17 protein-coding genes and 3 pseudogenes are annotated in these 21,859 nt (G+C 71.6%); 16 read left to right on the top strand and 4 right to left on the bottom strand.

Going from position 1 to position 21,859, the window contains the following annotated elements; genetic code table 11:
* Positions 1 to 83 precede the first annotated feature (83 nt).
* The 3 genes and pseudogenes from HB370_RS06295 to HB370_RS06285 all read left to right on the top strand — a co-directional run.
* A complete protein-coding gene (locus tag HB370_RS06295; RefSeq protein ID WP_157855579.1) occupies positions 84 to 611 on the top strand; it encodes an anthrone oxygenase family protein in 528 nt (175 codons plus the stop codon).
* Between the two features lie 220 nt (positions 612 to 831).
* On the top strand, positions 832 to 1,824 hold the full coding sequence (locus tag HB370_RS06290) for an AraC family transcriptional regulator (RefSeq protein ID WP_030784362.1): 993 nt from the start codon (positions 832 to 834) through the stop codon (positions 1,822 to 1,824).
* 1,309 nt (positions 1,825 to 3,133) lie between these two features.
* A pseudogene (locus HB370_RS06285) lies at positions 3,134 to 3,791 on the top strand (IS630 family transposase); the annotation flags it as partial.
* Between the two features lie 178 nt (positions 3,792 to 3,969).
* Here HB370_RS06285 and HB370_RS41765 read toward each other — a convergent pair.
* Together HB370_RS41765 and HB370_RS41760 are read right to left on the bottom strand one after the other, a co-directional pair.
* The gene (locus HB370_RS41765; RefSeq protein WP_244405439.1) at positions 3,970 to 4,623 is read right to left on the bottom strand and encodes a hypothetical protein; all 654 of its coding nucleotides are present in this window, start codon (positions 4,621 to 4,623) and stop codon (positions 3,970 to 3,972) included.
* Between the two features lie 66 nt (positions 4,624 to 4,689).
* Positions 4,690 to 5,070 carry a hypothetical protein gene (locus tag HB370_RS41760; protein WP_244405437.1) on the bottom strand — a complete coding sequence of 127 codons (381 nt, stop codon included), beginning with the start codon at positions 5,068 to 5,070 and terminating at the stop codon, positions 4,690 to 4,692.
* A gap of 634 nt (positions 5,071 to 5,704) precedes the next feature.
* Between HB370_RS41760 and HB370_RS06270 the strand changes: the two are divergent.
* The 12 genes and pseudogenes from HB370_RS06270 (at position 5,705) to HB370_RS06215 (ending at position 19,427) form a co-directional block, all read left to right on the top strand.
* Positions 5,705 to 6,134: pseudogene (locus tag HB370_RS06270) on the top strand (hypothetical protein).
* Between the two features lie 22 nt (positions 6,135 to 6,156).
* Positions 6,157 to 6,486, top strand: a pseudogene (locus tag HB370_RS06265) (hypothetical protein); the annotation flags it as partial.
* 217 nt (positions 6,487 to 6,703) lie between these two features.
* Positions 6,704 to 7,225: a hypothetical protein gene (locus HB370_RS06260; RefSeq protein ID WP_030784355.1), complete on the top strand. Its 522-nt coding sequence runs from the start codon at positions 6,704 to 6,706 to the stop codon at positions 7,223 to 7,225.
* Positions 7,226 to 7,820: 595 nt separating this feature from the next.
* Entirely contained in the window at positions 7,821 to 8,267 is a 447-nt protein-coding gene (locus HB370_RS06255; RefSeq protein ID WP_244405435.1) for an Rrf2 family transcriptional regulator, read from the top strand.
* An 85-nt stretch (positions 8,268 to 8,352) separates the two neighbouring features.
* A complete protein-coding gene (locus tag HB370_RS06250; RefSeq protein WP_078637551.1) occupies positions 8,353 to 9,843 on the top strand; it encodes an MFS transporter in 1,491 nt (496 codons plus the stop codon).
* Between the two features lie 135 nt (positions 9,844 to 9,978).
* Positions 9,979 to 10,611, top strand: a complete 633-nt coding sequence (locus HB370_RS06245; protein WP_051815738.1) for an SDR family NAD(P)-dependent oxidoreductase — start codon at positions 9,979 to 9,981, stop codon at positions 10,609 to 10,611.
* Positions 10,506 to 10,925 carry an NmrA family NAD(P)-binding protein gene (locus tag HB370_RS06240; protein WP_244406011.1) on the top strand — a complete coding sequence of 140 codons (420 nt, stop codon included), beginning with the start codon at positions 10,506 to 10,508 and terminating at the stop codon, positions 10,923 to 10,925. Before HB370_RS06245 ends, HB370_RS06240 begins: the two co-directional genes overlap by 106 nt.
* A gap of 622 nt (positions 10,926 to 11,547) precedes the next feature.
* Complete coding sequence (locus tag HB370_RS06235) at positions 11,548 to 12,738, top strand: glutamate--cysteine ligase (protein WP_030784342.1); 1,191 nt, start codon at positions 11,548 to 11,550, stop codon at positions 12,736 to 12,738.
* 164 nt (positions 12,739 to 12,902) lie between these two features.
* Complete coding sequence (locus tag HB370_RS06230; protein WP_030784340.1) at positions 12,903 to 14,684, top strand: N-acetylglutaminylglutamine amidotransferase; 1,782 nt, start codon at positions 12,903 to 12,905, stop codon at positions 14,682 to 14,684.
* Complete coding sequence (locus HB370_RS06225) at positions 14,660 to 17,005, top strand: prolyl oligopeptidase family serine peptidase (RefSeq protein ID WP_030784338.1); 2,346 nt, start codon at positions 14,660 to 14,662, stop codon at positions 17,003 to 17,005. Before HB370_RS06230 ends, HB370_RS06225 begins: the two co-directional genes overlap by 25 nt.
* 76 nt (positions 17,006 to 17,081) lie before the next feature.
* Positions 17,082 to 18,788 (top strand): RecQ family ATP-dependent DNA helicase, encoded by a 1,707-nt coding sequence (locus HB370_RS06220; protein ID WP_030784334.1) that lies wholly within the window; start codon positions 17,082 to 17,084, stop codon positions 18,786 to 18,788.
* A gap of 93 nt (positions 18,789 to 18,881) precedes the next feature.
* Positions 18,882 to 19,427, top strand: a complete 546-nt coding sequence (locus HB370_RS06215; protein WP_030784332.1) for a hypothetical protein — start codon at positions 18,882 to 18,884, stop codon at positions 19,425 to 19,427.
* A gap of 19 nt (positions 19,428 to 19,446) precedes the next feature.
* Here the strand turns inward: HB370_RS06215 and HB370_RS06210 are convergent, their stop codons facing one another.
* On the bottom strand, positions 19,447 to 20,391 hold the full coding sequence (locus HB370_RS06210; protein ID WP_030784329.1) for an NADP-dependent oxidoreductase: 945 nt from the start codon (positions 20,389 to 20,391) through the stop codon (positions 19,447 to 19,449).
* Positions 20,392 to 20,638: 247 nt separating this feature from the next.
* On the opposite strand from HB370_RS06210, the gene HB370_RS06205 reads away from it, so the two are divergent.
* Positions 20,639 to 20,785, top strand: coding sequence for a hypothetical protein (locus HB370_RS06205; protein WP_078637549.1), 147 nt, complete (start codon positions 20,639 to 20,641; stop codon positions 20,783 to 20,785).
* Positions 20,786 to 20,839: 54 nt separating this feature from the next.
* Here the strand turns inward: HB370_RS06205 and HB370_RS06200 are convergent, their stop codons facing one another.
* Positions 20,840 to 21,811 carry a COX15/CtaA family protein gene (locus tag HB370_RS06200; protein ID WP_244405433.1) on the bottom strand — a complete coding sequence of 324 codons (972 nt, stop codon included), beginning with the start codon at positions 21,809 to 21,811 and terminating at the stop codon, positions 20,840 to 20,842.
* Positions 21,812 to 21,859 lie beyond the last annotated feature (48 nt).

Below are 21,859 nucleotides of genomic sequence, written 5' to 3'. Positions count from 1 at the left end.
ACGGCCGTCCGCCGGGCCGGCTCGCGGTCGACGACCGCCCCGGCGGCGCCGCATACCCGCCGCACGGAACCGGCCAGAGGAACATGATGACTGCCGACACCTTCCCCGATGTCACCTCCAAGGACCCCGTGCTCGTCGCGGCCACCCTGGGCACCGGCCTGATGGCCGGTCTCTACCTCGCGTTCGACGTCGGCGTGATGCCCGTCCTCGCGCGCCGCGAGGACGAGAGATTCGTCGCCGCGATGCGCCGGGTCAATGACGCCCTGGACGACGATGCCGCCTTCGGGGCACTCTTCCTCGGTGTGTTCATGGCGACCGGCGCGGCCGCTCGCAGACTCGCCCGCGCGCACCGGAGCGACGCCGCCCGGCGGGCCCGGGCCGCCGCGGTGCTGTACGGCCTCAGCGTCGTGGTGACGATCTGCGTCAACCTGCCCCTGAACCGCCGGCTGCGCACCGCCTCGGGCACGTCGGCCGCCGCCCTGGCCACGGCCAGGAAGGCATACGAGAGCCCTTGGCGCCGGGCCAACGCGGTCCGCACGGCAGCCTGCCTGGGCGCTCTCACGCTGCTGGGCGACACGGCGCGGCGGTGGATGGCCCTGCGGACCCAGTGACCGTCGCGACAACCGGACGTGGCGCCGGGACCGTTGACAGACTGGACACGGGAACCACGGCGGGTCCGGAACTCCCCACGGGAGTCTGGATCCCAGGGTCGCGCCTCCTTCCGGGAGCCGCACCGCCCGATGGCGCGGCTTCACGGGGCGGGGGGGGGGCACGGCCGGGGACGAGGGCGCCCCGCGAGAAACGAGGGTGAGACGGTGCGAGGTGAAGGTTGTGGATGCGCTCAGCGGTCTGCTGGAAAGCCCCAAGGCACGGGGCGCCTTTCTGCTGAAATCGGTGTTCAGCCCCCCGTGGGGACTGCGCATCGAGGACCGCGCGCCCCTGTCGTTGGTCACCATCTTGCACGGCTCGGCATGGGTGCTCCGCGAGGGGGCCGACCCGGTGCGGATCGAGGCGGGGGACGTGGCGGTCCTGCGCGGCCCCGAGCCGTACACGCTCGTCGACGACCCCTCGACGCCCCCGTGCATCACCGTCGACCCCGAGCAGCGCTGCAACACCATCGACGGCGAAGACGTCACCGAGGCGATGTCCCTGGGCGTGCGTACCTGGGGCGAACCGCACCGCACCGGGTCGACCGTGATGCTCAGCGGCACCTACCAGGCGCCCAACGAGGTAGGGCGCAGACTGCTCGCCGGCCTGCCCACGCTGCTCGTCCAGCCCGCCTCGGCCGCGCGAACCCCGCTGATCGGCATGCTGGCCACCGAGGTGGACAAGGAGGACATCGGCCAGGAGGTCGTCCTCGACCGGTTGCTCGACCTGCTGCTCATCAACGTCCTGCGCTCCTGGCTCATGGAGCCGGGCACGGGCGCGCCGCTCTGGTTCCGGGCGCAGAGCGACCCGGTGGTGGGACGGGCGCTGCGGCTGCTGCACGAACGGCCCAGCGAGTCGTGGACGGTCGCCTCGCTCGCGGCCTCCGTCGGGGTCTCCCGGGCGGTGCTGGCCCGGCACTTCACCGAACTCGTCGGCGAGCCGCCGATGTCCTACCTGACCGGATGGCGGCTCACGCTCGCCTCCGAACTGCTGCGCGACCCGGACCTGTCCGTCGCCAACATCGCCCAGCAGGTGGGTTATTCGGGTCCGTTCGCGCTGAGCGCCGCGTTCAAGCGGGAACGGGGCGTCAGCCCGCAGGAGTTCCGCCGGGGCAAGCGGTCCGAGGAGACGCTGACCGCCGGCTCGGACGGGCGGACAGTGGTCCTCAGAACATGAGGCGGGTCCGGCCGTGGGACTCCGGTCCGGTGAGCTGAGGGGAAGCGGGGTACGGACCGGGGCTCGGCCCGGCGGCGGCTCGTCGGGGTGGTCACCGGACCGCGCCCGGATCCCTCGCGGGAGTCCCGGCGGTGACGGCGGCCCCGTCCTCACCCTCCACGGCCACGCGGACCCGCGCCTCCACCCCCACCGGAGCCCCGGCCGGGACCACCACGGCGGTGAGCAGCAGGCCCCTTCGACGCGCCAGCGGCCCGTACAGCGGGCCGCGCCGCCGCCGGGGCGGGCACGCCGCCGGCCTCCGGCCGTCGCCGCGCCAGGGGCGGCGACGTGCGGACCGGACGGATTTCGGCCGTCGGACAGACCACCGGTTGTGAACGCGACCTCGACCACTTAGCATCCACCTCTCGGCCACCGGCAGAGGTGCCCGCCTCGCCGTCGAGCAACCCCACGTCTGGGGATGGCCGTACGACACTGATGTCAACCACACGGCGACGCTCCTCGTAGCCGAACTCGCCGCAAACGCGGTAGGACACGGCCGGGTGAAGGAGCAGGACTCCCGTCTGTCCCTCTACCGGGACAACCCGGCGGCACTCCGTATCGAGCTGACGAACGCACGCATCGACCGCCGCTCGCCCATACTCGGCACCCTTCCGCCGGCTCCCTCGAGACGGATTCCGGGCGTGGTCTGTTCCACGTCGAGGCGCTGGCCAGCCACTGGGAGACGACGTGCGTCGGCCCCAGTCGTCCTCGGGCGGCTGTCAGTGCCGTCTGGCACGCTGCCGTGTATGACGTGGACGGCATTCAACGAGCTTTCCTTCTACTGGACCACCTGGCCCCTGTTCTAGGTCCTGTGGATCGGCATGCTGTGGTCCACACGCAGCCGCGGCCCCGGGCGCGCCGTCTACTGGTTCCGGCCGGCGAGACGCATCCGGTGAATGCTGGGACGGGGACGGCTCCCGCCGAGACGTACTTACGAGCCAACCCCAGTACCCTGCCGATCCGTGTCGCGGCGCGGGAGGGCGCGGCAGCGTGTTCCACGACGAGCCCCTGCTGGGCCAGAGCCGCTTCCAGCCTTTTCAGGCCGTCCGCGTCCAGCCCCAGGGAAGCCGTGGCCGCTCTGAAGTCATCCTCGTCCACCCTGCCACCGCGCGCGGCCATGCAGCTCCGCAAGCAACGCGCCCAACGCGCCCCGCAGTTCATGCACCCTGTTTCTCCGGGTGCCTGGTGCGTCCACCATCATGGGGAGACTTTGGCACAGGGCACTGACAATCGATCCGGATGGAGAACGACGCGTTCGTACCAACTCGGTGTCGTCCAGACGGCCACCACCCGCCCCACCAAGCTCGGCCAGCCCTTCACCCGCTGGTCGCTGCGCAAACTCGTCGCCTACCTGCGGAAAGTCCACGGCCGGGTGATCCGCATCGGTCGTGAGGCGTTACGCGGCCTGCTCGCCCGTCGAGGCGTGACCTTCCAGCGCCCCAAGACCTGGAAGGAGTCTCCAGACCCGGACCGCGAGGCGAAGCTGGACCGGATCGAGGAGGTCCTGGACCGCTTCCCCGACCGGGTGTTCGCCTTCGACGAGTTCGGCCCGCTCGGCTTCCGGCCCACCGCGGGCTCGGGCTGGGCCACCCAGAAGCACCCCGGCTGGCTGCCCGCCACGTATCACCGCACCCACGGAGTGCGCTATTTCCATGGCTGCTACTCGTCGGCGACGACCGTCTGTGGGGCGCCAACCGGCGCAGGAAGGGCGCCGGACACACGCTGGCCGCGCTGAATTCGATCCGCGCCGGTCTGCCCGGTGTGGTTGGGATGGTCGGAGTTGGTGATGGTGAACTGCCTCAGCGATCCGAAGTGGGCCTCGCGCCCGCCACCGCGACGTCCTGGCTGCCGAACGCAAGGAACGCGCCCGTACCCGCAGCGAAAGAGGCATCCGCTGGGGCGGTCGCCCCCTCGCCGCGGCGGCTTGAACGGCTCGGCGAACCTAAGCGGTCAGAGCACTGGCGAACAACGGCGCGCCCAGCGCCCGCGTCATCATCCTCCAGCCGGTGATGACCTCCCGGCTCCTTCGCCGGACCCACAACCGCAACGTGCGGGCCTCCGTCATCGAGGACTACGTCCGCGACATCCAGGCCAAGTGCGGTGCAGTCACCAGTCGGTGAGGTCCACCACGTACCGACAGTGGGGATCGATCGCGTCCTTCGAGATCCGGTAATCCTCATCGAGCACTGACGGCAGAGCCGCCAGCACAGCGGTCAGCGCACCACCCGGGCGTACGTCGGCGGCTATCACTCCGGGGACCTCGTCGCTGTCCATGTACAGGCGCAGCAGACCCTCCTCGCGGAACAGGAAGCCGCGCAGTCGCGTTCCGTGCCGGTCCTCGGCCGGATCGGTCGGACGGGCCAGGCAGCGCAGGAGTGTGGCGGCCCAGTCGTCCGTGGTGAACGGGGCCTCCGTCACATCGGCCGGGTCGACCAGGTAGAGGTCCATGCCCATGACCGAGGTGACCCCGCTGCGCGGGTAGATGTGGGTGCCGGTGTGCGCGGCCCTGAGCAATGCGACGACGTCGTGCGGCGTGCGCAGATCCTCGCCGTCCCTGAGAGGGATCTCGTACGCGGTCAGCCGCGCCGGCCTGCTCTCGGCCCGGTCACCCAGGACCGCCCGGACGGCCGGCGCCCGCGACGGGGCGGGCAGGACTCCGCGTACGTGCTGGTCCTCCAAGAGCGGGGCGTAGACATGGTCCGACAGGAGGGCGGCCACCTCGACCTGGAGGTCTGCGATCTCACGCTCGACTTCGTCCACCGGGTTACTCATTCACCCAGTTCGGGCACTTCCGCATGCCCTTGCAGTATGCGGTGATCACGCCGATCACTTGCCTTTCTCCGGAGTCGTAGCTCCTGTCGTCCGTCCTGCGAGCGTAGCGGGCCTGACGATGATTTTGACCCGACCGTGAGCCCGGTCCGAGGCCCATCCCCAGCACTGGAGGTTGTGCCCGTCCACCTTGCCATCCTTGTCCCGGAGGGGAATGCTGACGAGCGCCCATTTCTTGATGTTGTGCTTGCCGGAGAAATGGTTCCAGCCCAGCTCGCCGTTGCCCAGACGGGTGGGGATCCGGCGGCCGTCCGGGTCGGTCGCCTCACACCCGATGTGCTTGTTCCAGTAGGGGCCCGCGTGCGCGGGGAAGGCGGCACCACTGAGAAAGAGCGCCGCTACGGCGACGGTTGATGTGAATGCCGTGAGCTTCCGCATGCTAAGACAATGGCGTCGCCCGTACTGGCGTGTGCGTTATCTCTCGCACTCACCAGGGCACGAGTCTGCAATCTAGCGGTGCAAACGGAGGGTGGCTTGCAGGACCAAGGACGGTCCTGATCGCGACGCCGTGCCAGGTCGCTGGTGCGAGCCTCCCTCAGAAACCGTTGAGAGTGCCTCCAACGCCGGCATTCGTCGGCCTTTCTCTGTTTTGCATGACGTGACGTCTTTCCGATGACACACCATGTGGAGTAGGTGGCGATTCTGGAGACCGCCCCGAAAGGGCCGCTGAGGTGAGCAGTGCCTCACGGATGGAGGTTCTCGTCGGTCGGCCTCGATGGTGCCGCGTGTGCGCCGGGGCAGGATGAGGCACGTTGTCTTGGCCCGGTCGCCGTCGGGACTCTTGTCGGCAACGGACGGCAGACGCTGCGAGGGCAGGAAGGTGACGGCGGCTGCGCCCGTGATCCCGTCTGCCAGGGGCGTGATCCTGCCGATATTCGATCGTTCTCGTCCAGGCTTCGGCAAGTCACCTACCCGCCGGTTGCGGGTGGGTGATGATGCCTGTGACAGGTGATCAGGTCGGTGGGTGCGCGAGTGTGGTGGTGTGGCCTGGCCGGATGGACTGGGGGGAACCGTGACGTTCGAGCAAGAGTGGGCCGAGCTGCGCGCGGCGGCGGCCGAGCGGACTGCCATGCGGATCAACAGCGTTCCGGCCGACGGCGGCCGAGGTGGCGGTGGCACCGATCTGGTGGTCAATCGGGATCAACCTCGGCGCTATCGGCAATGAGGCGTACGACCTGCTGGGCCGACTGGGGAAGGAGGGCGACATCGACCATTCCTCCACGTTCGACGCGGCGACGGCGCTGACCAACGGGAACTTCGTGAGTGGTTCCGCCGTGCTGAAGGTGCACGACCGCTGGCAGACCCAGCTGAAGACGCTGCTGGACGCCTGCGCGCAGATCTCGAATCACCTCGACTACAGCAAGGCCCGGCACGCCAAGGACGAGGCGAAGGTCGAGGGAGATCTGAAGAGGATCTCCGTGCTCACGGAATACATGAAATAGGGCTCGGGGGAGCGCGCGCAGCATGCTGAAGTACGAGGACGTCATCGACGCCCCGGTGGCGAAGCTGAAGGCCGCCGCCGACGACTGGTCGGAGATGGCGGAGAAGCTGGACAAGCTCGCCACGGACGCCGTCGACGGGATGAAGGCGAAGGCGGACAGAGCGGCCTGGGAGGGCGTCAACGCAGGGGTCACCAAGGCGTTCATCGGTAAGACGGCCAAGGAGATCGCGGATGCCGCGGCCGAGGCCAAGGGTGTGCGGCAGATCCTGGAAGAGGGTTACGCGGCCATCAAGAAGGCCAGGGACGACCTGGTCGACATCCGGGATCACGAAGAGCCCGCGGCCGGCATCCAGCAGGGGCAACGCCCCGCAGACCGGCTCAGGCCGGTGAACGGCCGAGGAGACGTGAGGGGCGAAAAGTGATCAGACATGGGTCGGTACGTGGGGGACTCCTTGCCGCGGCCGTGATCGGCTCGTTGTTTCTCGGGGTTGCGGGGAGGACGAGGACAAGGACGGCGTTCCGAAAGACTACAAGGTCGTTGCGGGGACGGAACTCTGCGGTGGTGACGCTATGTCCGTCGACGCGGCCAAGGCGCTGAAGGTGATCACCGGATCGTCGCGCTTCGAGGCGTCGGCGAAGGACTACACGGTCGCCCAGGCCGCGGCGAACTTTGTCGAGGCGTTTTGGGACCCCCGCGTACATCGCGGGGACGCCTGCCGTGTTTTCATGCCCATCGGCACGCCGGATTTCCAGCTCAGGATCACCTGGAGGCGAGTTGACGGCGCCCCTACGGGCACCCCCGCTCCGAAGTTCACCGTGCTGAAGATGAGCGAAGAGACCCTGGCAGCGGCAGATATGGCGTACATCCAGTTCGCCTGCACGAGTGACAAGTTGGCCGATCCGCTTGGACCTGCCCACATCGTCATCGGCGTGGAGCGCTGGGGCATGCCCAAACCCCCCGAAGACGACGTGGAGGCCCTGAAGGACGCCTACGCGACCGTGGCCCACTCCTTCTCGCTGGCCATGGCCAAGGAACTGCGCTGCGAGAAGAACGGTGGGCTCCCCGCGAAGCCCGTGCTGGATCCCGCGTAGCCGCCTGCGTACGCGGGTGCGGCCATGCTCAGGCGGCCCTCCTTGCCCGGAAGAGGGGCCGCCTGCTGTATGCGGTGCCGTCACGGGTGTGCGGTGTGCGTATTTCGTCTCCGAGGAGCGCCGATCTCGCGCTCGCCCACGATTCCGAACGGCCCGGCTCCCTGTACCGGACGGTGCGGAGCAGGCCTCCTCAGCGAGGGCCGGGTCGAGAACTGCGTACCGGCAAGGTGTGTCTGCTCGCATGGGTGCTGAGGTGTGGTGACGGGTCGGGTGGAGTTGCGGCACCACCCGGCGGAACGAGGCACGGATCGTCCGCCAGTATGCGTTGCGACGGCGTGCACTCAGGCGCGGGTGGTGCCGCGGTCTCCCGGCATGGGTAGGACGTTCACCGGCGGCGGAGCCTCCCCGGTGAATTCGTCGTCAAGTCGGCCAGTTAAGGGCGCCGAACTGCGGCGATGCCACCGTGTTCGTTTGGCGTGCGATTGTCGAGATTCGAGGGATCTCCGTGACCGGCATCGCGGATTGACGCGTGCGTAAAACTGCTACTAGCCTTGTTGCGGTTTGGTGGCGAGGTGGCCGTCGCGAAGGAGTCAAGGTGAGCGTCAGCAGCAGGAGTGCGGTCGCGATTCACGCGCTCACCATGCTGGGGCGCTGGGAGCGCTCGCTGACCTCCGCGGAGATCGCGGAGAGCCTGGCCAGTAATCCGGTCCTGGTGCGGCGGATCCTCGGCAGTCTGCGTGATGCCGGTCTGGTCTGGTCCGCCGAGGGGCGCAACGGCGGCTGGTCGCTGGCCCGGCCCGCCCGAGAGATCACGCTCTACGACGCGTACGCCGCGGTGGAGACAGGGCCGATCCTCTCGCGGCACCCGCATCCGCCGAGCGCCGAATGCGAGGTGGGGAGGCACATGCAGAAGTTGCTCGAGGTGGAGTTCCAGGACGCGGAGCAGGCCATGAAGGAACGGCTCGGGCGGACGACGATCGCCCACCTCGTCCGGCAAGTGCTGGCCACTGAGCGCGAGGTCGCGCAACGCGTCACCAGCTGACGGATGGCGGAGGCGGTGTCCTCCGCCGTTCTTTTACCCAAACTGTAACTATCATGGTGGCAGTAAGTCACCCGAAGGGTCTCGTATGACTTCCACGTCGACACCGATCGAGCGGGCTGGCTCAGGGCTGGGCTTATTGGCCGTGCTGATGCCGGCGATCCTCGCCACGGTCACGGCCAGCGACATGGTCAATCTGATGCTTCCCACGATCGGGTCCGAGTTCGGGGCCTCCGAGGCGGAACTCGCCTGGGTCGTCACCGGCTTCCTGCTGATGTTCTCGGTCGGCATCCCCCTGTACGGTCGCGTTTCGGACCGCGTGAGCCTGCGTCGTCTCTTCGCCTTCGCGCTCCTCTCCTACGCCGTCGGGAGCCTGATCTGCGCGATCTCCCCGAATCTGGCCGTGCTCGTGACCGGGCGGATCGTGACGGGTATCGGCGCGGCCGCGATCCCCGTGCTCTCGGTCATCGCCGTCACGACGCTGCTGCCGCCGAAGCGGCGTGGTGTCGGGATCGGTGTCGTCTCCGCCGGTGCGGGCGTCGGTACCGCCGCCGGGCCGGCGTTGGGCGGCGGCATCGGAGAAGCGCTCGGCTGGCCCGCGCTGTTCTGGATCATGCTCGTGGTCTCGCTGGTGCTGCTGGTCCCGGCGCTGCGCGTACTCCCGGACGAGACTCCGCAGGGCTCGGGCCGGCTCGACCTCCCCGGCGGCGTCCTCCTGGGCCTCGGAGCCGGTCTCGTCCTGTTCGGCATGACCCGGGCGCAGGTCTCCGGCTTCGCCGACCCCCTGTCCTGGGGCAGCCTCGTGGTCGCGATCGCGGCGCTCGTGCTCTTCGGGGTGCGCACCGCCCGTATCGACCACCCGTTCGTTCCGCCGTCGCTGTTCACCAACCGCGTCTACCGGACCGGCATCCTCGTCGCGTTCCTGGCCATGGTCGTCAACCTCGGCGGTCTGGTGTTCGTCCCGCTGCTGCTGGTGGAGGTCAACGAGCTCACCCCGGGCAAGGGCGCCTTGGTCATGATCCCGGCCGGAGTCGTGACCGCGCTTCTCTCACCGTGGATCGGACGCCTCGCCGGCCGCGTCGACACGCGGGTCCTGGTGCTCTCCGGGCTGGGCCTCATCGGGCTGTTCTCGTTGTTCCTCTCGTCCTTCACCGGCGGCTCTTCGGTGGTCTTCGCCGGTGTCGGGATCCTCGGGCTCAGCATCGGCTTCATGTTCGTGATGACCACCATCATCGGCGCCGCGGCGAGCGAACTGCCCCCGGAGCAGGTCGGTACCGGCCTCGGGATCCTCCAAGGGGCCCAGTTCCTCGGGGCCGGCACCGGTCCCGCGGTGTTCGGCGTGCTCGTGTCCGCCAGGCAGCAGAGCGGCAATGACGCCATCAATCCCCTCTATTCAGGTCACAGCGGCTCGGCGTACTCCGACGTCTTCCTGGCCATGGCCGTGGTCGTCGTCCTCACGCTCGTCGTCGCGTCACGGATGCGTTCCACGGCCGGCACCGGGGCCGGGGCCGACACCGGGCCGAAGGCCGAGGCAGCCCCGGTGGTCGCGCCGGCGCGAGAGGCGAACGACGTCCAGTAGGAACACGACCGTCCCGTACGAAGCCTTGTACGCGGCGAGACCGAGCAGGCGGCGCGGCCGGCCGAGGCCCCGGGACATGCTCCGCCTTTTCCGCCGCGCGAAATCTCACGAATGAGTGTTCCTGGGAGGATCACGGTGAAGACCATTGTTGTCACGGGAGGCACTTCCGGTATCGGGCAGGCACTCGCGAACACCTGTCTCGGCCGGGGCGACCGGGTGGTCGTCGTCGCTCCGGACCCGGTGAAGGGGAAGAAGTTCCTCGACACGGCACAGAAGGCGGGGGCGGCCGACCGTGCCGTCTTCATCGAGGCCGACCTCAGTCTCGTCAGCGAGAACCGGCGCGTCATCGCGGAGATCGAGCAGCGGTTCGCGGCGGTGGACGTACTCGTGCTGTGCGCGCGGTACTTCCGCAGTCGCCGGATGGTGACCTCCGAAGGGATCGAGCACCTGCTCCGGGACGGCTGGCGGGTACGCGCACTGACGCGCGACCCGCACGGGGCTCAGGCCACAGCACTGTCGCGTGCCGGAGCGCAGGTGGTGCGGGCACAGAGGGAGGACGTCGACTCCCTGACCGCCGAGGGCGCGTGGGGCCTGTTCAGCGGCCGGCCCACCGTCGGCTCGCCCGGCACCGCGCCGGACTTCACCGCCGAGGACGCGGTGCGCTGGGGTGTGAACGTCACGAGGCCGCGCTCGCCGCAGGCATCGGGCACTTCGTCTTCACGTCGGCCGCCGAAGCGGACCGGCATCCCGAAGAGAAGGTTCCGGTGAACCTGGTCAGCAAGTGGCCGTTCGAGTGGCACATCGCCGCGCTCGGCCTGCCCGCGGTGATCCTCAGGCCGGTGTCCTTCATGGAAAACTTCACCGGCGGATATGTGCTGCGGGACGGAACTCCGTCCACCGGACTCGCGCCGGAAGTCCCTCAGCAGATCATGGCCGTCGACGATGTCGGCGCCGTCGCCGCGCCGGCGTTCTCCCGGCCGGCAGAGTGGGTCGGCCGCAAGGTTTCCCCGGCCGGAGACGAACTCGCGCCGGTTCGGACCGCCGTGGCCATCGGGAAGGTGCTCGGCATGCCGCTGCCCTGAGTTCAGGTACCGATCGACGCGATCCGCGCCCCGAGCGAAGACTTGCCTACGCCAACGAGTGGCTCAACACGCTCGGCTACCGCGCCGACATCCCCGCCACCCGGAAGATCCACCCCGCCACGATGGACTTCGGTACCTGGCTGGAGCGCACCGGCGCGTCCCGGATCACCGCTTTCCTGGACGCCACGCGCACCGCGGGCAGGGCGCCTGAGCGCCCGCATCCGCGGCCTCGGACCACCGGGACGGGGGCTGGCGACTTCGACGGCCTTCCCGCGCCCGAGGCGAGCGATGGCGCCGCCGCGATCGAACGCCTCGGCTACGGCACCCGGCCATGCGCAGGCCGTGATCCTCCTGCGTCCTCCTGCCGGCCACCCGGCACATGATCGTGGCCGCCGGTATCCCGACATCCACGCCCGCGCCCCGGTCACCGTACTCGCGCCCTGCGTTCCGGCGTGCTCGTGCTTGTCGCTCATCTGTGACACCTCACTCTCCGAGGAGCGGCCCTGCTTAGCAATGAGCCTGGTGGGAAGTCGGAGGTGCACAGCCCCGTACCGGTGGACCGGCGGGGCGGGTCGATTCCGGGCTGAAGCAGTCAGCGTTTGCCCGTCACCTGAGGAGTGCCGTGACCGTTCGCATCGGAGTGGAAGAGGAATTCCACATCGTCGAGGTGGAGACGGGCCTGCTCGCGCCCCGAGCCGACGCCATGCTGGAAATGCTCCCCCCAGACACCTTCACCACCGAACTGCAGCAGGCGGCCATCGAGACGAACAGCGCTGTGCACGCGTCCCTCGCCGGCCTGTACGACGACGTGATCAGTGCCAGACGCAGGCTCGACGCCGCGGCGAGCACCCACGGGCTGGCCGTGGTGGCCGCCGGTACCGTGCCGCTCGCCCGCACGCAGGACACCCGCCCGACCGCCGGGCGCCGCTACCGCCACATGGTCGACGAATACCGCATGGTCGCCGACGAGCAGCTGATCTGCGGAACCCACGTCCACGTCGACGTACCCGACCGCGACCTGGCCGTGCGCCTCATGTGCGAGGTGTCCCCGTGGCTGCACGTCCTGCTGGCCCTGTCGGCCAGCTCCCCCTTCTGGCTGGGCGCCGACACCGGCTACGCCAGCTGGCGGACCATGGTGTGGCAGCGGTGGCCCACCGCGGGCCCGCCGGGATGCTTCGCCGACGCCGCCGAGTACGACGCGGCCGTGCGGTCCCTGATCGACTCGGGCGTCATCAGCGACGCGGGAATGATCTACCACGACATCCGGCCGTCCGCCCACCAGCAGACCCTCGAACTGCGCATCTGCGACGCCTGCCCCCGGCCGGAAACGGTCGTCCTGGTCGCCGGGCTCTACCGCGCCCTGGTGACCGAGGCCCTCGGGCGGCTGGAGGGGGTGGACGCGCCCGTCTGCGGCGGACGGCACGAGTGGTTGCGCGCCGCCGCCTGGCGGGCCGCGCGGTCGGGCCTGGAAGGTGCCCTGATCGACCCCGAGACCCGGCACGAGGCACCCGCGGCGCAGGTCGTGCGGCGCCTGCTGGGACGGGTGCGCCCGGCACTCGAGGCCGCCGGGGACTGGCCCACGGTCCGGGACCTCGCGGAGCGGGCCCTGGCCGCCGGCAGTGCCGCCCACCGCATGCGCCGCACCGCCGAGGAGGAGGACCTGCTCGCCTGCACCGATCTGGCGATCGCGGAGACCCGGGGCGACGACCATCCGCGCCGCCGGCCCGCCGCTCCCGCCCGGAACCTCGCCACCCCCGGGCGGCCCCTCGCCCGCCCCTCCGGGGCCGGCCGGGCCGGAATCGCCGGCCGCTGAACACGCGCGGCACCCCCGTACGCGCGCACTCGCCCCATCCCGTATCCACCGATGTCGTGAAGGAGACGTACCACCGTGTCGATCAGTCCCGGCCACATACCGTCGCGCACCACACCACCGCGCACCCCGTGCGACCCCCAGGGGCGGCAGGGAGGTCGTCGCTGATGTGCGGCCTGAGCGGAGAGATGCGCTTCGACGGCACCCGCCCCGACCTGGCGGCCGTCGAGCGGATGAACGACCGGCTCGCCGCCCGCGGACCCGACGGGGAGGGGGTGTGGTCACGGGACGCCGTCGCACTGGGACACCGCCGTCTGAAGATCATCGACCTGTCCGAGCGCGGGGCGCAGCCCCTGACCGACACCGGGCAGGAGATCACCGGCGTCTTCAACGGGTGCATCTACAACTACCAGGAGCTGCGCGCGGAACTGACGGCCCTCGGCCACCGGTTCAAGTCCACCTCCGACACCGAGGTCCTCCTCGCGGCCTACCGGCAGTGGGGCACCGCCTGCGTCGACCGTCTCTACGGGATGTTCGCCTTCGCCCTCGTCGAGCACCGGACCGGCCGTCTGGTCCTCGGCCGCGACCGGCTCGGCATCAAACCCCTGTACCTGGCACAGACCCCGGGGCGGCTGCGCTTCGCCTCCTCGCTGCCCGCCCTGCTCGCGGCCGGCGGTGTGGACACCTCCCTCGACCCGGCCGCCGTACACCAGTACCTCAGCTGGCACGCGACCGTGGCCGCGCCCCGGACCGTGCTGGCGGGGGTGCGCAAGCTCCCCCCGGCCACCGTGCGGGTCGTCGAGCCGGACGGCACCTACCGGGAACACCGCTACTGGCAGCCGTCGTACACCCGCCGCCCCGAGCACGCCGGCATGGGCGCCGCCGAGTGGCGGGACGCGGTGCTGGAAGCGCTGCGCACCGCCGTACGGCGCCGGATGGTCGCCGACGTCCCGGTCGGCGTGCTGCTGTCCGGGGGACTGGACTCCAGCCTGATCGTGGCCCTGCTGGCCGACGAGGGGCAGCGGGACCTGGCGACGTTCAGCGTGGGCTTCGAGGCGGAGGGCGGCGACGAAGGGGACGAGTTCCGCTACTCCGATCTGGTGGCCAGGGAGTTCACCACCGATCACCAGCGGTTCGTGGTGCCCTCGCAGCGCGTGTCGACGGCCCTGGACGCGGCGGTCGCGGCGATGAGCGAGCCCATGATGAGCCATGACGTGGTCGCCTTCCACCTGCTGTCCGAGCAGGTGTCGAAGAACGTCAAGGTGGTCCAGAGCGGGCAGGGCGCCGACGAGGTCTTCGCCGGCTACCACTGGTACCCGCGCCTGGCGTCCGCGGCCCGCGAAGAGGAGCCGCAGCGGTACGCCGAGACGTACTTCGACCGGTCGCACGCCGACCTCGCCACCATGCTGCAACCGGACATGCTGCCGCCCGACGACGTCTCCGGCCGGTTCGTCCGGGAGCACATGGCGGCGCCGGGGGCCGAGACGGCGCTCGACGCCGCCCTGCGCCTCGACACCCACGTCATGCTGGTCGACGACCCGGTCAAGCGGGTCGACAACATGACGATGGACTGGGGTCTGGAGGCCCGCGTGCCCTTCCTGGACCACGAACTGGTCGAGCTGGCGGCCGCCTGCCCGCCGGAGCTGAAGCTGGCCGACGGCGGCAAGGGCGTCCTCAAGGAGGCCGGCCGCAAACTGCTGCCCCGCGAGGTGGTCGACCGTCCCAAGGGCTACTTCCCGGTCCCGGCGATCACCCACATGGCCGGGCCCGTCCTGGAGCGGGTGCGCGAGGCGCTGGGCGCCCCCGAGGCGAAGCGCCGCGGCGTCTTCCGGGACTCCTACGTCGCCGGGCTGCTGGCGGACCCCGACCGGCACCGCACCAAGCGCGGAGCGAACGCACTGTGGCAAGTGGCTTTGCTGGAGATATGGCTGCAGACGCACGGAATCTGACCGGGGAGCCCTTCGTGGCACGCTCGCCCGACGCCGGTCCCGCCGGTGCCGGGCGGACCTCCGCCGCCCTCCCGAAGCGGAGCGTCCCGCCGCCCCCGCCGGCCCCGGGGGGCCGTACCGCCGCCTTCGCCGCACCCGCCCGCGTCCCGCTGCCGGACGCCTCCGGGCCGCGCGAGGCGACGACACGGCTCATCGCGCACGGCTGCTGGTACCCCTCGGCCGACCCGTCCGGCACACGCGTCGCCTTCATCTGCGACCGCGGCGGCGTACCACAGCTGTGGACGGGACCCGTCGACGGCGAGGCCGTGCACCTGCTCGACGACGGACCGGATCCGGTGACCGAGGTGTCCTGGTCGCCCGACGGCCGCTGGATCGCCTACACCACGGCCCCCGGCGGCGGTGAGCACACACGGGTGCTGTGTGTCCGCCCCGACGGCGGCGGCCGGCACATCCTCGCCGGGGCCGAACCGGGCAGCTCCGCCCACCTGGGCTGCTGGGCGTACGACGGGTCGGCGATCGCGGTCACCGTCGCGGTGCCCACCGCCGAACCCGGCCCGGACGCCACGGCACAGGCCGGCGCGCCCGGCCCCGGAGCGGCCGACGGCCGCCTGCCGGCCCACTGGCCGGAGGGGGCGGGCCACACGAAGCTCCTCGGTCCGGTACCCCACACGGCCCCCGGACCCGGACTGTCCTCACCCGTGCTCACGGTGCGGACGGCGGCGGTCGGCGCACCGGGCGGCACGACCGCCCCGGCAGCCGGGTTCGGCGACGGACTGTCGGCGTACCTCATCGACCCCGACGGTGTCGCCGCCCCCGTCCTGCTCGCCGTCGAGAAGGACGCGGCGACGCTCCGCGTGTGCGACCTCAGCCGCGACGGAGCGCTCGCGCTGCTGCGCCGGGGACCCCGCGGCCGGCGCGAGGCCGTCGTCCTGCGCACCGCCGACCTGGAGCCGACCTGTGTGATGCCGGTGGCGGACGGGGACCCGTGGATCGGCGGCTTCTCACCGCGCGCGGACACCCTCTGGCTGCGCAGCGACGCCCACCGCGAGTTCGCGGTCCTGCTCGCCGCCGGGCTCGACCCGCAAGGACGCCCGCGCGGCTGGTCGGTCGCCGCCTCCCGGGACAGCAGCGACCTGGAGCTGCTGCGGTGCGCCCGCGACGGCGACTCCGCCGTGCTCGCCTGGAACGTGAGGGGCGTGAGCGAGCTGGAGGTCCTGGACACGAGCGCGATCGGCGGGCCGGCGGACCTGGACACGAGCGCGGCCGGCGGGCCGGTACCGGACGCGGGGGCGTCCTTCCGGGCCGAGCCCGGGCGGGACGGGGACGCGGCCGGCCGGCCAGGGGCGGGCACGGTCCCGCCCCGGCCCGTGTCCCTGCCGCACGAAGTGGTCACCCGCGTCACCGCCGCCGGTCCCCGGCCGCTGCTGGCCCTGTCCGGGTCCCGGCGCCGCCCCGGTATCTGGTGGCTGCCCGACGGGGCGACCCCGGTGCGCACCCCGTGGTCGTCACGCGACGAGGACGCCGTTCCCCCGGGCCGCCCGCCCGTGCGGCCCGTCCCCCTCAGCCCCACCGCCCGGGACGGGCTGCCGCTGCACGGCTGGTACTACCGCGCGCCGGGCCGCGCCCCCGGCGAACCGGCGCCCTGCGTCATCCATCTGCACGGCGGTCCCGAGGACCAGGAACGCCCCGTGCTGGACCCGCTGTATCACGAGATCCTCGGGCGAGGAGTCGACGTGTTCGCACCCGACGTCCGCGGGTCGTCCGGATACGGCCGGTCGTTCGTCGACGCGGACCTGGGCAGGGGGCGGTTCGCCGCGATCGACGACGTGGCGGACTGCGCCGCCCACGCCGTGCTGGCCGGCCTGGCCGACCCCGCCCGGCTGGCGGTGATGGGCCGCTCCTACGGCGGCTATCTGACCTTCGCCTCCCTGGTCTGGCACCCGGACCTCTTCCGCACCGGGATCGCGGTGTGCGGCATGTCGGACCTCGCGACGTTCTTCGCGGGCACCGAACCCTGGATCGCCCAGTCGGCGGCCCACAAGTACGGCCATCCCGAACGCGACCGCGAACTGCTGCGGGCGCTGTCGCCGATGAGCCGTATCGACGCACTGCGGGCACCGGTGCTCGCGGTGCACGGGGAGCACGACACCAATGTGCCGCCGGGGGAGTCGGAGCAGTTCGTACGGGCGGCCCGGGAACGCGGTGTGACCGCCGAACTGCTCACCCTGCCCGACGAGGGGCACGAGTTCCTCCGCGCCGACAACCGCCGTCTCTTCCGCCGGGCCGCCGCGGACTGGCTGCAGCGGCAGCTGAGCACGTGACCGTGCGGACACACCCGCGTCACCGGACCGGCCCGGGGTACCCGGAACAGCCCTGCCACCGAGCGAGGAGTGCGCCATGACCGGGGAAGGACCACCGGCCCGCGGCCGGTGGGCCGGGCGGCTGCGTGAGACGGCCGCCGAGGTGTTCGGCTGGAAGGAGCTGCGTCCCGGACAGCTCACCGCCATGGAGTGGGTGCTGGAGGGACGGGACTGTCTGGTCGTCATGCCGACCGGATCGGGCAAGTCCGCCGTGTACCAGGTCCCCGCCCTGCTGCTGTCCGGGCCGGTCGTCGTCGTGTCGCCGCTGCTGGCCCTGCAAAGGGACCAGATCGCGGGACTGCCCGGCGGCGACCGCGGCCCGGGCGCCGTCGCCGTCAACTCCGACCTCGGCGCGGCCGGGACCGAGGACGCCTGGACGGCGGTGCGCGAGGGTTCGGCGCGGTACGTGTACCTGTCCCCGGAGCAACTCGCCAAGGACGAGGTCGTACAGCGGCTCGCCGAGGCGCACCCGGCCCTCTTCGTGGTCGACGAAGCCCAGTGCGTGTCCTCGTGGGGCCACGACTTCCGGCCCGACTACCTGCGCCTGGCCCAGGCCGTACGCGGGCTGGGCCGCCCGCCCGTGCTCGCGCTCACCGCGACCGCCGCGCCTCCGGTACGGCAGGACATCGTCGAACGGCTCGGCATGGACCGGCCGCGGCAGCTCGTCACCGGATTCGACCGTCCCGGCATCAGGCTCGAGGCGCACCGCCACCTGGACGACGACGAACGGCGCTCCCGCGTCATCGAGGACGCCGCGGCCGCTCCCAAGCCCGGCATCGTCTACGCGGCGACGCGCAAGGACAGCGAGTCGTACGCCGCGGAGCTGGCCTCCCTCGGGTTCGCGGCCGGCGCCTATCACGCGGGCCTGCGCGCCGCCGAGCGCCGCCGGATCCACGAGGCGTTCCTCTCCGACGGCCTGGATGTCGTGGTGGCCACCTCGGCCTTCGGGATGGGCATCGACAAGGAGAACGTACGGTTCGTGCTGCACGCCTCGCTGCCGGGCTCCCTGGACGCCTACTACCAGGAGATCGGGCGCTGCGGCCGCGACGGACGGCCCGCCCTCGCCGTACTGCACTACCGCACCGAGGACACGGGCATGCAGGCGTACTTCAGCAGCCGCACGCCCCGCCCGGAGGCCGTGGACGCGGTCGTACGGGCGGTCCACGCCCACCGCGACGCTCCACCGGACGTCGCCGGGCTGAGACGGGACACCGACATGTCGCGCGCCAGGGTCACCCGGGCCGTGAACCTGCTGGAGGAGGCCGGTGCCCTGGTCACGGACGCCTCGGGTGCCATCCGGCCGGTCCGGGGCACGACACCGTCACGCGCGGTGCGCCGGGCCGTGGACACCGCCGAGGCCCACAAACGCATGGACCGCTCACGCGTGGACATGGCGCGGGCGTACGCCGAGACCACCGGCTGCCGACGGCGCTTCCTCCTCGGTTACTTCGGGGAGGAGTACGAGGCCCCCTGCGGCAACTGCGACAGGTGCGACGAGCCGGGCAGCGGTGACAGCGACGCGACGAGCGCCGAGCGGCATCCGGACGCCGGCGCCTATCCGCCGGGAGCCGTGGTACGGCACGGAGAGTGGGGCGGCGGCACCGTGCTGAGCGAGGACGGCGACCGCATCACCGTGCTCTTCGACGAGGTCGGCTACCGCACCCTCTCCCTGGACGCCCTGGCCGCGCGGGACGATCTGCTCACCGTGGTGAGCGGCCCGGACGAGAACGAGGCCGAGCCGTGAGCCGGCGGCGCGTACGGGCGCCCGGTCGGCCCCACGGTGATCCGACTCGTCGCTCGTGTGGGAATGCCTTACCGCAACCGAAGGAGGCCGCAGATGAACGCCCTCGCGTACTCCGGCGCCGACCGGCGCCGGCCCACCGGACGAGGTGCCGAGCTGAGACTGCTCGGCATCTACCTCAACGACCACCTCGCCGGCGCCACCGCCGGTACCGACCGTGCCGCTCGCCTGGCGCGTACCGCCCGCGGCTCCGCGCTCGGTCGCGCGATCGAACCCGTGGCGGCCGAGATCGCCGAGGACCGGACCGCGCTGCTGGACATCATGCGGGACCTCGGCGTCCCCGTTCGCCGTTACAAGGTGAGCGCGGCCTGGGCGGCCGAGAAACTGGGACGGCTGAAGCCCAACGGCCACCTGGTGCGTCCCTCACCTCTCGGCACCCTCCTGGACCTGGAAGCCCTGCGGCTGGGCATCGAGGGGAAGACGGCCTGCTGGCAGACCCTGGGCCGGCTCGGCGCCGCCGACGAGCGCCTGGACCTCGCCCGGCTCGCCACCCTGCTCGAGCGAGCCCGGCGGCAACAGGAAACGATCGAGGAATGGCGCGTCCGCCAGGCCGAGCGAGCACTGGCCGCCCCAGTCGGCTGAACCTTCGGGAAGAGAGGTGTCAGGAAAAGTCCAGCACCACTCGCCCCCGCAGACCGCCGGCCTCCAGCAAGCGGTGCGCCCGGGCCGCTTCCGCGGCGGGCAGCACCTCCGCGACGCGCATCGTCAGCACACCTTTCTCGGCCTGGCGGCACAGGGTGTCCAAGCCGGCGGTGTCGTCGATGCGATCGGGCACCATCACCGGGTGCACCCGGATGCCCCGCTCGGCCGGTCCTGACCAGCCCCGGAGTTCGGCCAGGGCACCACCGTCCCCGATCGCGGGCACGAGCTCGGTGGTCTGCACCGATCCGTCCACCGCCCCGGCCACTCCCTCGGGCACGAGCGCACGGATCCGCCCGGCGATCCCGGGCCCGCGCTCGACGACGTGGTCGGCCCCGAAGCCACGGACCAGTTCCCCATCGCGCTCGGCCGCGTCGGCGATCACGGTCAGCCCGTCGGCCTTGGCCAACTCGACCGCGTACCCGCCCACGGCGCCGGCGGCACCGCTCACGGCGACCGTCCCATGCCGCGGCACGGACAGCACGTCCAGAGCGAGGCGCGCGGTCATGGCGTTCATCAACAGAGTGGAGGCCTCCGGAAAGCCGGCCCCTTCCGGAGCCGGCACCACCGATGCGGCGGGTACGACGACCTGCTCCGCGTAGGCACCGCCGTGCGGGCCGGTGAACAGCACCAGCGCCACGACCCGCTGGCCCAGGGCGAGACGGCCGTCGGCCCCGGGCCCGAGTTGGTCGATCACCCCGGCGGCGTCCATACCCGGTACGAACGGAGGCCGCCGGCCGGGCATGCGGACCGCGTGCCCGCCGGTACGCAGCAGGACATCGGTGGGACTGACCGCGGCCGCGTGCACGCGGATACGGACCTCGCCAGGACCCGCCTGGGGTTCAGGAAGATCCAGCACCCGCAGGACGTCCGGGCCGCCGAACTCGTGAATACCGATCGCCTTCATGCCCGCGCAACCGGCCCCACGGGCCCGGTATTCCGGGCGCCGCTCAATACGCCTGAAGGCCATCGCCGCATTTCAGCCATGTGCACAGGGTGCCGACGCGAGTTCCCGGTCACATGGGGACGACCGACGCCGCCGGGCAGCCGTCGTCACCGGCCGCGGACGGCGCGGTGGCACAGACCGGCGCCACCGCCGAGCCCGGGGGGCACGGACGAGCCCGTGACTCGCGTCCGGGCCCCGTTCGTGGCCGGTGACCGGTTCGGCGGGCCTGGCGTGGCTGATCGAGCGACGCGAGGTGCGGTCCGGCGGCCTGGTTCTGCTGCGCGGCGTCGGCGCGGGGTTCACCTGGCCCGGCGCCGTGGTGGAGATCCTCGGACTCCCGGACCGGCGGAAGTGACGCGCCGGGCGCTACGGCGATTCCGGGCGGCACGGACCCAGGGCCGCTCACCCTTTACGTGTCGGCGGCCGCCGTGGGCCGGGCGGGCCGCGGGGAGGGCCGGTCGGCGACCGGCACCGCCGCGCCGTGCTGACGCACCGCCAGGGTGACACGGACCGCTCCGGCCCACACCAGGGCGGAGCCGCACAGATGCAGGACGACCGCCACCGAGGGCAAGGAGGTCAGCGACTGGAACACCCCGACGGCCCCCTGCGCCACGAAGACGGCCAGGAACACGCCGGTACGCCCGCGGGCCGGGGAACCACCGGGCAGCACGGCGAACAGCAGGCCGCCCACGACGAGGCACCCCGCGGCGATCACACCGTGCACGACGGTGACGCCCGCCCAGTCGAACGGCATCCGGTGCACGTCGGAGGAGTCGCCCGCGTGGGGTCCGGAACCGGTGACCGCGGTCCCCACGACGAGCAGTACGGCTGTCCCGGTCAGCAGGAGCCGGCTCAAGGTGACGGCACGCCGCGGCAGAACCACCGGCGCGGACACCTCGTGATCCAGCTGTTGCACGCGTACCCAGGTGGCCGTCGCCGTGGCCAGCAACAGCGCGGCGGCGAGGAAGTGGGCGGCGACGATGTACGGGCTGAGCCGCAGCCACACCGTGACACCACCGACGACGGCGTTGAGGACGACGACCCAGAACTGGGCCCACGCCCCGCGCAGCACCGAGCGCGAGGGATCACGCTGCAGCCGTGCGGCGATGATGAGCCAGCCGACCACCGCGCACAGGGCACCGGTCAGCAGCCTGTTGCCGAATTCGATCGCCCCGTGCACACCCATCTCGGCCGTGGGCGCCAGGCTCCGGCCGGTGCACGAGGGCCACTCCGGGCAGCCGAGCCCTGACCCCGTGACCCGTACGACACCACCGGTGACGATGATCAACACAGCGGCCACCACCGACGCCACCGCGGCCGTGCGCAGACTGCGCGGCCCCCAGGTGCGGCGACGGGCTGACCAGGACAGCGGTGACCGCACGGTGACTCCTTGCTGACGATGTGCCATATAGCCCTCGACACCCTAGCC

Origin of the sequence: Streptomyces sp. DSM 40868 (assembly GCF_011820545.1) — a bacterium.
GTDB classification, from domain to species: Bacteria; Actinomycetota; Actinomycetes; order Streptomycetales; family Streptomycetaceae; genus Streptomyces; species Streptomyces eurythermus.
Note: the sequence above shows the minus strand (reverse complement) of the source record. Positions and strands in the feature narration are given on the sequence as shown.